This window comes from Caballeronia sp. ATUFL_F2_KS9A (assembly GCF_023630765.1).
Classification (GTDB): domain Bacteria; phylum Pseudomonadota; class Gammaproteobacteria; order Burkholderiales; family Burkholderiaceae; genus Caballeronia; species Caballeronia zhejiangensis.
Window position 1 is genome coordinate 88,283 of sequence record NZ_JALQEK010000010.1, and the last position, 13,602, is coordinate 101,884.

Annotated in this window: 14 protein-coding genes; all 14 read right to left on the bottom strand. The window is 63.0% G+C overall.

What is annotated here, in order from left to right:
* Positions 1–61: 61 nt before the first annotated feature.
* Positions 62–955: a signal peptidase I gene (gene lepB / locus NCS67_RS08955; RefSeq protein ID WP_008342091.1), complete on the bottom strand. Its 894-nt coding sequence runs from the start codon at positions 953–955 to the stop codon at positions 62–64.
* Between the two features lie 45 nt (positions 956–1,000).
* Entirely contained in the window at positions 1,001–2,791 is a 1,791-nt protein-coding gene (gene lepA, locus NCS67_RS08960) for a translation elongation factor 4 (RefSeq protein WP_008342093.1), read from the bottom strand.
* A 135-nt stretch (positions 2,792–2,926) separates the two neighbouring features.
* Positions 2,927–3,187, bottom strand: a complete 261-nt coding sequence (locus NCS67_RS08965) for a glutaredoxin family protein (RefSeq protein ID WP_008342094.1) — start codon at positions 3,185–3,187, stop codon at positions 2,927–2,929.
* Between the two features lie 5 nt (positions 3,188–3,192).
* The gene (locus NCS67_RS08970) at positions 3,193–4,728 is read right to left on the bottom strand and encodes a DegQ family serine endoprotease (RefSeq protein ID WP_034473529.1); all 1,536 of its coding nucleotides are present in this window, start codon (positions 4,726–4,728) and stop codon (positions 3,193–3,195) included.
* A 22-nt stretch (positions 4,729–4,750) separates the two neighbouring features.
* The gene (locus NCS67_RS08975; RefSeq protein WP_008342097.1) at positions 4,751–5,794 is read right to left on the bottom strand and encodes a MucB/RseB C-terminal domain-containing protein; all 1,044 of its coding nucleotides are present in this window, start codon (positions 5,792–5,794) and stop codon (positions 4,751–4,753) included.
* Between the two features lie 4 nt (positions 5,795–5,798).
* Positions 5,799–6,437 carry a sigma-E factor negative regulatory protein gene (locus NCS67_RS08980; protein WP_008342099.1) on the bottom strand — a complete coding sequence of 213 codons (639 nt, stop codon included), beginning with the start codon at positions 6,435–6,437 and terminating at the stop codon, positions 5,799–5,801.
* 81 nt (positions 6,438–6,518) lie between these two features.
* On the bottom strand, positions 6,519–7,118 hold the full coding sequence (rpoE, locus tag NCS67_RS08985; protein ID WP_008342103.1) for an RNA polymerase sigma factor RpoE: 600 nt from the start codon (positions 7,116–7,118) through the stop codon (positions 6,519–6,521).
* A gap of 96 nt (positions 7,119–7,214) precedes the next feature.
* Positions 7,215–7,670, bottom strand: a complete 456-nt coding sequence (locus NCS67_RS08990; RefSeq protein ID WP_008342105.1) for a protein YgfX — start codon at positions 7,668–7,670, stop codon at positions 7,215–7,217.
* 31 nt (positions 7,671–7,701) lie between these two features.
* Positions 7,702–8,940: a beta-ketoacyl-ACP synthase II gene (fabF, locus tag NCS67_RS08995; RefSeq protein ID WP_008342106.1), complete on the bottom strand. Its 1,239-nt coding sequence runs from the start codon at positions 8,938–8,940 to the stop codon at positions 7,702–7,704.
* Between the two features lie 143 nt (positions 8,941–9,083).
* Positions 9,084–9,323 carry an acyl carrier protein gene (gene acpP, locus NCS67_RS09000; RefSeq protein ID WP_004197638.1) on the bottom strand — a complete coding sequence of 80 codons (240 nt, stop codon included), beginning with the start codon at positions 9,321–9,323 and terminating at the stop codon, positions 9,084–9,086.
* 250 nt (positions 9,324–9,573) lie between these two features.
* Positions 9,574–10,314, bottom strand: a complete 741-nt coding sequence (fabG, locus tag NCS67_RS09005; protein ID WP_034473531.1) for a 3-oxoacyl-ACP reductase FabG — start codon at positions 10,312–10,314, stop codon at positions 9,574–9,576.
* A gap of 11 nt (positions 10,315–10,325) precedes the next feature.
* A complete protein-coding gene (fabD, locus tag NCS67_RS09010; RefSeq protein WP_034473532.1) occupies positions 10,326–11,258 on the bottom strand; it encodes an ACP S-malonyltransferase in 933 nt (310 codons plus the stop codon).
* A gap of 121 nt (positions 11,259–11,379) precedes the next feature.
* Positions 11,380–12,369 carry a beta-ketoacyl-ACP synthase III gene (locus tag NCS67_RS09015; protein ID WP_008342249.1) on the bottom strand — a complete coding sequence of 330 codons (990 nt, stop codon included), beginning with the start codon at positions 12,367–12,369 and terminating at the stop codon, positions 11,380–11,382.
* Positions 12,369–13,520 carry a phosphate acyltransferase PlsX gene (gene plsX, locus NCS67_RS09020; protein WP_250434957.1) on the bottom strand — a complete coding sequence of 384 codons (1,152 nt, stop codon included), beginning with the start codon at positions 13,518–13,520 and terminating at the stop codon, positions 12,369–12,371. The genes NCS67_RS09015 and plsX overlap by 1 nt, the downstream gene beginning before the upstream one ends.
* Positions 13,521–13,602 lie beyond the last annotated feature (82 nt).

Consider the following 13,602-nt stretch of genomic DNA (forward strand, 5'->3'; position numbering starts at 1 on the left):
AGCTTGTTTTAAGAATGAGCAACGCCGGCTGTCTCAGGAGACGAGCCGGCGTGATGTGTGTTCACTGGAAAGCGCCGATGCGCTTGAGATTGCTGAAGTTCATCCAGATGAAGAAGGCGCGCCCGACGATGTTCTTGTCCGGCACGAAGCCCCAGTAGCGGCTATCCGCGCTGTTGTCGCGGTTGTCGCCCATCATGAAGTAGTTGCCCGGCGGGACTTTGCACGTCACGCCCTGAGCGTTGTAATTGCAGTTGTCGCGGAACGGGAAATCGTCCGCGCCGACGATGAACGGCGGCACTTGCGGATTGTTCAGGATCGCGTTCTTGCGGCCGTCGAGATCTTCCTCGAACTGCTTCGCGTAACCGATGCGCTCGTCGTCGAAATAATCGGGCAGCGGCGTCTCCGGCACCGGCTTGCCGTTGATCGTGAGCTTCTTGTCTTCGTACGCGACGGTATCGCCCGGCAGGCCGATCACGCGCTTGATGTAGTCGACCGATTCGTCCTTCGGATAGCGGAACACGACGACATCGCCGCGCTTGAGCGGGCTGCCGTTGGTCATCTTCGTGTTCGTGATCGGCATGCGCAGGCCGTATTCGTACTTGTTCACGAGGATGAAGTCGCCGACGAGCAGCGTCGGCACCATCGAGCCGGACGGAATCTTGAACGGCTCGATGATGAACGAGCGCACGACGAATACCGCGAGAATCACCGGGAAGAAGCTCGCCGTGTATTCGAGCCACCACGGCTGGCGCAGCTTGTCGTCGTGCAGGCGGGCGCGCGTCTGCGGGGCGTTTTCATCGGCGAAACGCTCGCCGACGCGCTCCTGCTGGCGATCGAACTCGGCCACCGCGGCGTCGGCGGCGCGGCGCCGTTGCGGCAGAAACACCAGCTTGTCGAGCACCCAGGCAATACCCGTCAATACGACGAGGATCAAAAGAATCAATGCGAAATTCATCAATCGCTTCCGGTTGTTATCGTTGTTTGCTTCGCCGTGCGCGCGTTACTCGTCGACGCGCAGAATCGCCAGGAAAGCCTCTTGCGGGATTTCGACAGAGCCGACCTGCTTCATGCGCTTCTTGCCGGCCTTCTGCTTCTCGAGCAGCTTCTTCTTGCGCGAGATGTCGCCGCCGTAGCACTTCGCGAGCACGTTCTTGCGCAGCGCCTTGATGTTCTCGCGCGCGATGATGTTCGAGCCGATGGTCGCCTGGATCGCCACGTCGTACATCTGACGCGGAATCAGTTCGCGCATCTTCGACGCCACTTCGCGGCCGCGATGCTGGCTCTGCGAACGGTGCACGATGACCGACAGCGCATCGACCTTGTCGCCGTTGATGAGCATGTCGACCTTGACGACATCCGCCGCGCGATATTCCTTGAACTCGTAGTCCATCGACGCATAGCCGCGCGACGTCGACTTCAGGCGGTCGAAGAAGTCGAGCACGATTTCCGCCATCGGGATTTCGTAGGTCAGCTGCACCTGACGGCCGTGATACTGCATGTTGATCTGCGAGCCGCGCTTGGCCGTACACAGCGTGATGACCGAGCCGACATATTCCTGCGGCATATACAGATTCACGGTGACGATCGGCTCGCGCACTTCCTCGATCTTCTGCGGCTCCGGCATTTTCGCCGGATTCTCGACCATGATGGTCGTGCCGTCGCGCTGCTCGACCTCGTAGATCACCGTCGGCGCGGTGGTGATGAGGTCCATGTCGAATTCGCGCTCGAGACGCTCCTGCACGATTTCCATGTGCAGAAGGCCGAGGAAGCCGCAACGGAAACCGAAGCCGAGCGCCTGCGACACTTCCGGCTCGAACTGCAGCGACGCGTCGTTGAGCTTCAGCTTTTCGAGCGATTCGCGCAGCGCGTCGTACTGATTCGCCTCGACCGGATAAAGCCCCGCGAACACCTGCGGCTTCACTTCCTTGAAGCCCGGCAGCGGCTCGGTGGCCGGACGGCTCGCGACCGTGACGGTATCGCCCACTTTCGCGGCCGTCAGTTCCTTGATGCCCGCGATCACGAAGCCCACCTGCCCCGCCGACAATTGCGCGAGATTCGTGGACTTCGGCGCGAACACGCCGACATGCTCGACCGGGTATTGCGCGCCGGTCGCCATCATCTTGATCTTGTCCTTCGGCTTGAGCGTGCCGTTGACGATACGCACCAGCATCACGACGCCGACGTAGTTGTCGAACCACGAGTCGATGATGAGCGCCTGCAGCGGCGCGTCCGGATCGCCCTCGGGCGGCGGCACTTTCGCGATCAGCGATTCGAGCACGTCCTCGACGCCGAGACCCGTCTTCGCGCTGCAATGGACGGCGTCCGCGGCCTGAATGCCGATCACGTCCTCGATTTCCGCGATCGCGTTTTCGGGATTCGCGGCCGGCAGATCGATCTTGTTGAGCACCGGCACGACTTCGACGCCGAGTTCGATGGCCGTGTAGCAGTTCGCCACCGTCTGCGCTTCGACGCCCTGCGACGCATCGACGACGAGCAGCGCGCCTTCGCACGCGGAGAGCGAGCGGCTGACTTCGTAGGAGAAGTCGACGTGCCCCGGCGTATCGATCAGGTTGAGGTTGTAGACGCGGCCGTCGCGCGCCTTATAGGTCAGCGCCGCGGTCTGCGCCTTGATCGTGATGCCACGTTCGCGCTCGAGGTCCATCGAATCGAGCACCTGCGCTTCCATCTCACGGTCGGACAGGCCGCCGCACAACTGGATGATGCGGTCAGCGAGCGTCGACTTGCCGTGGTCGATGTGCGCGATGATCGAGAAGTTACGAATATGATCCATTCAGTGCCGATCGTGCCAAAAAAAGCGAAAAAGGCGCGCCCTCACCAACGCGGAGCACGCCTTGAAAATTTGGGGAAAACTTGAGCATTTTAGCCGAAAACGGGGGTGCCCCGGCGGATTTCGCCTGCGCCGCCCTCACCGACCGCGCGCGAGCAGCGCTGCGTGTACCGCGTCGGCGTCGAGCCGGTACTGGCACAGCTCGACGCCATCGAGCGCCAGAACCGGCACGCGTTCGTCGTAGCGCGCTTCGAGCAGCGGATCTTCGTCGATGTCGATCCATTCGATCGGAATGCCGTGTTGCGCGGCGATTGGCTCGAGTTCGGCCCGCATGTCCTCGCACAGATGACACCAGGCGCGCCCGTACAGAATGAAGGCCGCGCCTGGCTTCGACGTCATCGCGCTTATTTCTGCGCCGGCACGCGCGGGCGCACCGGCACGAACTGCGTGTTGTCGCCGCGACGCACGAGAATCGCGACCATCTTGCTCGCGTCGAGGCCCTGCGCGACTTCCTGGAACTGCTTGGCGCTCGTGATATCCGTATCGCCGATACGCATGATGATGTCGCCCTTCTGGAAGCCCGCGCGTGCCGCCGGTCCCTCGACGGCATCGACCTGAACGCCGCTCGACAGCTTGAGCGCCTTCTTTTGATCTGCCGGAATGTCGCTCACCGCCATGCCGAGCGAATTGCTCGCGCGCTCCTTCGGCTGCGGCGGTTTCTTCTGCTCGGTCTTCGCGACCTTGTCCGGCTGCATTTCGGCGACCGTGATCGACAGATCGCGCGTCTGGCCCTTGCGCCAGATCGTGAGCGTGGTCTTCGTGCCGGGCTTCGTATCGCCGACCATGCGCGGGAGATCGGTCGCGGTCTCGACGTTCTGACCGTTGAACTTGAGGATGATGTCGCCCGGTTGCACGCCGGCCTTGTCGGCCGGCCCGCCCGATTCGACGCTCGACACGAGCGCGCCCTGCGCTTTCGGCAAGCCCAGCGAATCCGCGACGTCCTTCGTCACTTCGCCGATCGCCACCGCGATGCGCCCGCGCACCACCTTGCCCGACGTCTTAAGCTGATCGGCGACGCGCATGGCTTCGTCGATCGGAATCGCGAACGAGATGCCCATGAAACCGCCCGTGCGGCTGTAAATCTGCGAATTGATACCGATCACCTCGCCCGCCATGTTGATGAGCGGACCGCCCGAGTTGCCCGGATTCACGGCGACATCGGTCTGGATGAACGGAAGGTAATCGCCCGTATCGCGCCCCTTCGCGCTGACGATGCCCGCGGTCACGGTGTTGTCGAGGCCGAACGGCGAACCGATTGCGAGCACCCACTCGCCGACGCGCACCTTGTTCGAATCGCCGATGGTGATCGCCGGCAGGTTCGATGCGCTGATCTTCACGACGGCGACGTCCGTGCGCTCGTCGACGCCGACGAGACGCGCCTTGAATTCGCGCTTGTCCGTGAGTGTGACGTAGATGGTGTCGGCATCGTCGACGACGTGTGCGTTGGTCATCACGTAGCCATCGGTCGACAGGATGAAGCCGGAGCCGACGCCGCTGCTCTGCTCCGAGTTGTCCTGGTTGTCGTCGGGCGCGTTGCGGCTGCCGCCCTTGCCCTGATCGCCCTGACTTCCGCCGCCGTTATTTCCGCCGCCGCCACCTCCACGAGGCGGCTGACCCGGCATCGGAATGCCGAAGAAGCGTCGGAAGAATTCCGACATGTCGCCTTCATCGAGACCGGGCGGCAGGCCGCGCAGATCGCTGCCCGAACCGACGCGCGAGGTCGTGCGAATGTTCACGACCGAGGGCCCCACCTTGTCGACGAGCGTCGTGAAGTCCGGCAGGTTCACCGTGGGCACCGCTGACGCAGATTGCGATACGAACGGCAGGCACACGGCGAGCGCCGCGGCCGCGATGAACTTGCGCAGCGAGAAGTTGCTCATAGGTTGGAGGCCGGGATCTGGATTACTTGGAAGGCTTGTATTCTATGGTAGAAGCAAATTGCTGCAATGTGGCTTGCGGCACTTCACCCAGCAAGGTGATCCAGAAATCTCCGCGGCGCTTCACCAGAACGTGCGTCGCTCCGCTATTGCCCGCGCCTTCCTTGCGCGTATTTTTCTCCACCGGCTCGACGAAAACCGAGATCGTCGCGAGGCCATCGGAGAACACGGCCTGATCGACCGGAATCGGCGGCTGGCCTTGCTGGCTCGACGCCATCGGACGGCGCAACTCGCGAATCTTGCGAAAGCCCGCGATAGTCGGCGTCAGTTGCCAGCCCTGCGCTTCCATGTCGACCGGCTGCACGGGCGGCCGCACGACGGTCCAGCCCGACGTGTTGCGAATGCCGTTCGCGATCGGCGCCTTGTCGATCGGCCCGCCAATACGCACCTGAGAGAAAGAAAGCTGCTCGAGGACTTGCCCGTCCGGATCGAGCGTTTGCGCGCGCAGCAGCAAGCCGGTTTTCGCATCGGCCCACAGCTTGTAGGCAAAACGATAGGAATCTTTCGGATCGAGCTCCAGCACCTGGCTTTCGATACCCGCGACGCGGTCCGTGCCCAACAGCTTCGGATCGTAGACGGAAAGCACCTGATCGCCACTCGTCGACAACAGCGCCGGGAACGAATCCCGGTTCTGCCGATGCTCGACCACGAGCAGATGACGCTCCGGCACGAAGGTGAACATGTCGTCGTCGTGACGCAGCATCTTGCGCGGCGCGCCGTCGAGACTTTCGAGCGATTCGTATTCGCCGTCACCGCGCGTGGCGACGTGCGTAATGCGCGACGACTGCACCGTCGCGCCACGCTGGTAGACGAACGTGCCCTCGTAATTCTGCTGCTGGGCCGCTTCGTGGATGCGGTTGAGCAGAGTGGCGGCTGTCTTGCGGGCGGTGGCGGGATCGTCTCCCTGAGCGAACGAGCTCGTTGCCGCCGTCAACAGCGCGGCTGCGCAGAGCATCAATGCCGGCAGCCGCCCCCAATATCTTGTTTTATTCAACCGCACACTCAGCATCAAATTATTGGCCTTGCGTTATAGCCGCCGCGCGAATCAGGGGCATCGAACCGGGCATCGCGGGCTGCTGGGAGAACTGCTGATGCGCTTCGAGATACTGATCGAGATTCGCGTCGCGGATGATGTTCGCTTCGACGATCGGCGTACGCGTGGTCACCGCGGGCACCGACGCGAGCGCCACCCGCTGCATCGACGAATCCGCCGGCGCGACGCTCGCCACCTGCGCGCCCGAGTTGCGATCGACGCCTTGCAGCTGCGGCACGACGATCCATGTCAGCGTAGCGGCCGCCGCGGCAACCGCGAAGGCCGGCATCACGCGACGGCGCAACATGCCGCCCCGCGCTTTCGTCGTCACGCCCGGCAATGCAGCCGGCGCGAGTACGTGCGCCTCAGCTTCGAAACGTTCGGAGAATGCGGCCATGAACGCGCTGCTGCGCGCCGGGCTGACCGCGAGATCGTCGGAGCGCAAGGCGTCGCCGATCAGGTGATATTCCGACCACGCCGCGCGTTCGTCGCCTTTCAGATCCGCGAGAAACTGGCTGATGCTGCCAATTTCGCCGAGCGCTTCGCCGTCGACGAAAGCCGACATGCGCTCGCCGCGCGAACCCGCCTGTGTTTGATTCTGCACCGAGACCGACCCCATGATGCTCCCCATCTTTGACCACACCCCGTTGTGACACCACCAACCCAGATATCGCGTCCCTGCCCCGAGGGTTTTCGCCGCCTACCAGCGTTTGCCTTCGGGAGTGTCCAACAACGGACGCAATTTTGCCGCAATGGCTTCGCGAGCACGAAAAATTCTCGATCTGACGGTGCCGATCGGGCAATCCATCATTTCGGCGATTTCCTCGTAGCTCAGTCCTTCAATCTCCCGAAGCGTGATGGCGGTGCGCAATTCCTCGGGCAGCAACGCCATCGCGGCGTTGACAGTCTGAGCGATCTGCTTGCTCATCAACATCGACTCGGGCGTGTTGATATCCCTTAGTTGGTCCGCGTCGGAGAAAGTTTCCGCTTCTTCTGCATCGGCTTCGGTAGAAGTGGGAGCGCGGCGGCCCTGAGTTGCAAGATAGTTTTTTGCCGTATTGACAGCAATGCGGTATAGCCAGGTGTAAAACGCCGATTCGCCGCGAAATTGCGGCAGCGCGCGGTAGGCCTTGATGAAGGCGTCCTGGGCGACGTCCTCGACCTCGGCGGGGTCGCGCACGAGGCGCGAGATCAGTCGAATGATCTTGCGGTGGTATTTGGCGACCAGCAGTTCGAACGCGGCCTTGTCACCCTTCTGGACACGTTCGACCAGCAATTGGTCGATTTCTTTTTCACTCACCTGGGAAATCCGATTAGCTTGGGGAAGTTGCGCGGACGGCTATTGTAGCGTTACCGCCTGTAAGGCTACCGGAACGCTCATGCGCCGTTACAGTCGTTACAGGTGGGACGCTGCGGCGCGGCGAGCCTGGACCGAGAGCTGGCGGAAGGTGTCGGCATCGACGGAATCGGCCGCGACGACGAGCGTTTCGCGCCGCCCGCGCGTATCGCAAAGCGTCAACGCGATGAGGCGTCCGCTCCATTGCGCGCACCCAGCGATGCTCGTGTGGCGCATCTCGCCGCTTCGGTTCCAGATCGTGATGCCGTCGGAAAGAAGGCCAATCGCCGATGGCTGGGCGTTCATCCACCGGTACGACGCCAGCCCGAGCACCGCCAGCGCCGCCGCGCAAGCCACGGCGGCGTGCCCCGCGTGCTCCGCATGCGCGAAAACGCACTGGAACACCGACGCTCCCGCAACGGCTACGAAGCCGAGCATTGCGCCCCGCAAGAAACGCGACGGCCGCATCGCGACGCCTGCGTCACGATGCGGCCGATTCACACACACGCTCGCCATATGGATCCCCGCGATGACGAGCGCGCCGTGCTCAGTGGCGCTTGAAGACGAGCGAGCCGTTCGTGCCGCCGAAGCCGAACGAGTTCTTGACCGCCACGTCGATCTTCATCTCCCGCGCGGTGTTCGCGCAGTAGTCCAGGTCGCACTTCGGATCCTGATTGAAGATGTTGATGGTCGGCGGCGACACCTGATTGTGGATCGCCAGCACGGTGAACACCGACTCCAGGCCGCCCGCGCCGCCCAGCAGGTGGCCGGTCATCGACTTGGTGGAGTTCACGACGACCTTCTTCGCCTGATCGCCGAGCGCACGCGTGATGCCGATCGTCTCCGCGATGTCGCCGAGCGGCGTCGACGTGCCGTGCGCGTTGACGTAGTTCACTTCATCCGGATTGATGCGCGCGTTCTTCATTGCGTTGACCATCGCGCGGCGGCCGCCGTCGCCGTCTTCCGGCGGCGCGGTCATGTGATACGCGTCGCCGCTCATGCCGTAGCCGAGCACTTCCGCGTAGATCTTCGCGCCGCGCTTCTTCGCGTGCTCGTACTCTTCGAGCACCATCACGCCCGCGCCTTCGCCGAGAACGAAGCCGTCGCGGTCGGTGTCCCACGGACGGCTCGCCGTCGCGGGATCGTCATTGCGCTGCGAGAGCGCGCGCGCTGCCGCGAAACCGCCGATGCCGAGCGGGGAAACCGTGGCTTCCGCGCCGCCCGCGATCATGACGTCCGCGTCGCCGTATTCGATCAGTCGCGACGCCTCGCCGATGCAGTGCAGGCCGGTGGTGCAGGCCGTGACCATCGACAGATTCGGGCCTTTCAGACCGAAGCGGATCGAAAGATGGCCGGAGATCATGTTGATGATCGACGCCGGCACGAAGAACGGCGAAATGCGGCGCGGGCCGCGATTGAGCAGTTCGGTTTGCGTGACTTCGATCATCGGCAGACCGCCGATGCCCGAGCCGACCACGACGCCCACGCGCTCCGAGTTTTCATCGGTGATTTCGAGGCCGCTGTCCTGCATGGCCTGCACGCCCGCGGCGAAACCATAATGGATGAACGTATCCATATGGCGCGCCTCTTTGGCGGGCATGTAGTCTTCGATATTGAAGCCCTTCACCTCACCGGCGAAACGCGTGGAAAAGTTCGTCGCGTCGAACTTCGTGATATTGGCGATGCCCGACTTGCCCGCGACCAGATTGGCCCAGCCGTCGGCAACAGTATTGCCGACAGGCGATACGAGCCCAAGGCCTGTAACAACAACTCGACGACGGCTCACGGTAACCCCTTATCCATAAAATGACGAAAAACAAAAGCCACAGCGGCCACAGGAAACCGCCCTGTGTGCCCTGTGGCTGTCAAATCGGTTTGCAGCGACGATGCATCGAGCTGATTGACGATGAGTCGCTGGCGCGTCCGGCCTTAGGCCTTGACGTTGGCGCGCGCGTAGTCGATCGCTTGCTGAACCGTGGTGATCTTTTCGGCCTCTTCATCGGGAATTTCCATGCCGAATTCGTCTTCCAGCGCCATGACGAGTTCGACCGTATCGAGCGAGTCAGCGCCCAGATCGTTCACGAACGAAGCTTCGTTCTTGATTTCGGCTTCCGCCACGCCCAGTTGTTCGGCGACGATCTTCTTCACGCGCTGTTCGATGTTGTCCATGCAGCCCTCCGAGGGGAAAAAAGTTCAAAAATACAAGTGCGCGCATTTTATCAGGTTTGGACCCGCAAAATACGACGCGTCAGTTCCATGCTCCACCGTGTCCTGCCCTTCATCAAGAGGGCGGCGGCCGGCATTGCATCGTTTCTTCACTGCCGCGCGAAAGCGGTACGCACGTTGCTCCTTCGAGCATTTTGCGCGCCCGTTCCGGCGCGGATATTAAGCGAAATTCTGCGAAATGCCTATTAAGGCCTTACATGTACATGCCGCCGTTCACATGCAGCGTCGTGCCGGTGATGTAACCGGCGAACGGCGAGGCCAGGAATGCCACAGCATGCGCGATATCTTCGGGCGCGCCCAGTCGGCCAAGTGGGATAGACGCGGTGAGCGCGGTGCGCTGCTCTTCCGGCAGGACCTTGGTCATGTCGGTGTCGATGAAACCGGGCGCGATGCAGTTCACGGTGATGCCACGGCTGCCGATCTCACGCGCGAGCGCGCGCGTCATGCCGGCGACGCCAGCCTTTGCCGCCGCGTAGTTGGCCTGGCCAGGATTGCCCGACGAACCCACCACCGACGTGATGTTGATGATGCGGCCGCCGCGCGCCTTCATCATCGGGCGCAGCACCGCGCGCGAAAGACGGAACACCGCGCGCAGGTTCGTATCGATGACGGCGTCGAACTCGTCGTCCTTCATCCGCATCGCGAGCTGATCCTTCGTGATGCCCGCATTGTTGACGAGCACGTTCAGCCCGCCGAATTCCTTGACGATGCCGTCGATGAACGCATCCGCCGCGGCGGCGTCGTTCACGTTCAGCACCGCGCCACGGCCCTTTCCGCCCGCTTGCTGCAACGCTTCGCTGATGCCCGCAGCACCGCTTTCGCTCGTCGCCGTGCCGATGACCGTCGCGCCCTGCTTCGCGAGTTCGAGCGCGATCGCGCGTCCGATGCCACGCGACGCGCCCGTGACGATTGCTACCTGGTTTTGCAGATTCATGTTGTTCGTCCTTAGCCAGCGATCAGTTTGCGCGTTTCTTCGAGCGATGCCGGATCGAAGATCGAGCCGCCGACGAGATTACCGTCGATACGCTTCGTCAGGCCCGCGAGCACCTTGCCCGGACCGCATTCGATGACGTGCGTGATGCCGTCTTTCGCCATCGCCTGCACGCACTCGACCCAGCGCACCGGACCGGCGGCCTGACGCACCAGCGCGTCCTTGATCGCGGCCGGATCGGAGACGATCGCGACGTCGACGTTATTGATCAGCGGAATCTGCGGCGCCTTCACTTCGACGTTGGCGAGATAGTCGCGCAACTGATCCGATGCGGGCCTGAGCAGCGAAGAGTGGAACGGCGCGGAAACCGGCAGCGGCAGCGCACGCTTCGCGCCCTTCGCCTTCGCCAGCTCGCACGCTTTCTCGACGGCCGCCTTCGAACCGGCGATGACCACCTGCGCCGGCGCATTGAAGTTCACCGCTTCGACGACGCCCGCCGACGAGGCTTCAGCGCACACGGCGCGCACGGTGTCGTCGTCGAGGCCGAGGATCGCGGCCATGCCGCCTTCGCCGACCGGCACCGCGTTCTGCATCGCCTGCGCGCGAAAACGCACGAGCGGCACGGCGTCCGCGAACGCGAGCGCGCCCGCCGCGACGAGCGCGGTGTATTCACCGAGGCTGTGACCAGCGACGAGCGCAGGCTTCAGGCCCGTTTCCTTTTCCCACACGCGATAAATCGCATACGCGGCCGTCAGCATGACGGGCTGCGTGTTCGTCGTCAGGTTCAGCTCTTCTGCCGGGCCTTCGGCGATCAGCTTGCCGAGATCCTGGCCGAGCGCGTCGGAAGCCTGCTGCACGGTCTCGCGCACGATCGCGTGATCGGCGAATGCGTTGAGCATGCCGATGGACTGCGAGCCTTGTCCGGGGAAAACGAACGCAAATTTCATATCGTCCTCGTTGATTGGAATGATCCGCGATGTCCTCATGGACCGCGCGCTGGAGGAGCGCGCGGGGTCAGCGATGAAGAGGGATCAGTTACGAATTGGGTAGAGGGATCTGATCGGCGAATCAGTAGCGGATGACCGACGCGCCCCACGTGAAGCCGCCGCCCACGCCTTCGATGAGAATGTTGTCGCCGCGCTTGATGCGGCCGTCGCGCACCGCGACGTCGAGCGCGAGCGGAATCGATGCCGCCGACGTGTTGCCATGCTCGCCGACCGTCACGACCATGCGCTCCGGCGGCAGATGCAGCTTGCGCGCCGTGCTTTGCATGATGCGGATGTTGGCCTGATGCGGAATCAGCCAGTCGATGTCTTCAGGCGTGAGCTTCGCCTTGTCGAGCGCTTCGAGCGCGACCTTTTCGAGCACGTTGACCGCGAGCTTGAACACCGCTTGCCCGTCCATGTGCAGGAACGCGCTGCCCTGAACCACGCCGCCGTTCACGTTGCCCGGCGTGCAGAGAATGTCCGAATAGCTGCCGTCCGCGTGCAGCGCGCTCGACAGCACGCCCGGCTCATCGGACGCCTGGAGGATGACCGCGCCCGCGCCGTCGCCGAACAGCACGCATGTGGTGCGATCGTTGAAATCGAGAATGCGCGAGAACGTCTCCGCGCCGACGACGAGCGCCGTGCGGTTCAGGCCGCTGCGAATGAAGCTGTCCGCCGTCGCGACGCCGTAGGCGAAGCCGGAGCACACCGCCTGCACGTCGAAGGCCGCGCCGTTGTTCTTGATGCCGAGCTTGTTTTGCAACAGGCACGCCGTGCTCGGGAACACGAAGTCAGGCGTGGAAGTCGCGACGATGATCAGATCGATCGATTGCGGATCGATGCCCGCCGCCTCGATCGCCTTCTGCGAAGCGATCAGCGCGAGATCGCTCGTGGTTTGATCCGGTGCTGCGAAATGTCGCGCGTGAATGCCGGTGCGCGCGACGATCCATTCGTCATTGGTCTCGACGCCCTGCTTCGCGAGACGGTCCGCCAAGTCCTGATTCGTGACACGCTCGGACGGCAGATAGCTGCCGGTGCCCAGCACGCGAGAGTAAAGATTGGATTGAGCCATTATGCCTTCGAATGTAGCGCAGTACCGGACTCGCCCGGCGGGTTCGGCTGCGAGTTTGGCTGTGGGTTCGGCTGTGAAGCGGCCTGCTGGATCGATTGATCCGCGGCCGCCGACGCGGGACCCTTCGCGTCCGCCTCGCGCGCGGCGGGAGCGTTTTCTTCCATCGCGCGCACCAGGCGTTCGAGCACGCCATTTTTGACGGCATCATACCCGCGTTTGATGGCCCACTCAAACCCGAAGGCCTCGGCCGAACCGTGACTTTTGATTACAAGCCCGCGCAGGCCGAGCAAGGCCGCGCCGTTATATTGCGCCGGATCGACACGCCTCTTGAAACGCTTCAGCACGGGCAGCGCGACGAGCGCCATCAACTTCGAGGCGAAGTTGCGGCTGAACTCTTCCTTGATCATGTCGGCGAGCATTTTCGCGAGACCTTCGGAGGTCTTCAGCGCGACATTGCCGACGAAGCCGTCGCACACGACGACATCGGTCGTACCTTTATAGATGTCGTTGCCTTCCACGTTGCCGTAGAAGTTCAGCGTGCTCGCGCGCAGCAGTTCGCCCGCGCGCTTGATCGTTTCGTTGCCCTTGATGACTTCTTCGCCGATGTTGAGCAGACCGATCGTGGGCCGTTCGCGCCCTTCGATCGCCGATACGAGCGCGTGGCCCATCTCCGCGAACTGCAGCAGATGCTCGGGTTCGCAATCCACGTTGGCGCCCAGGTCGAGCACCGTGGTGTAGCCCTTCTGGCTCGGCATCGCGAACGCAATGGCAGGCCGCTCGATACCGGCGAGCGTCTTCAGCACATAGCGCGACACCGCCATGAGCGCGCCGGTGTTGCCGGCGGAAATGCAGGTCTGCGCCTCGCCCTCTTTCACGAGATTGAGCGCGACGCGCATCGACGAATCTTTCTTCTTGCGCAGCGCGACTTCGACCGGGTCGTCCATCGCGACGACTTCGCTGGCGGGAACGACGGTCAGACGCGGCTCGTCGGAAGCCTTGTACTTCTTGAGCTGAGCGCGGATGGGCTGCTCGAGACCGACGAGCATCAGGTGCGCGTCGGGATGCGAGCGCACGAAATTGACGGCAGCGGGAACGGTCACGGCCGGACCGTGGTCGCCTCCCATGCAGTCGATGGTTATCTTTACAGTCATGGAACGCGACGAATTTCGGACACAAAAAAGCGGCAGTGAAATGCCGCCTTCTCGTCGTACCGGGAAAGTGTCAAGAGCGAGT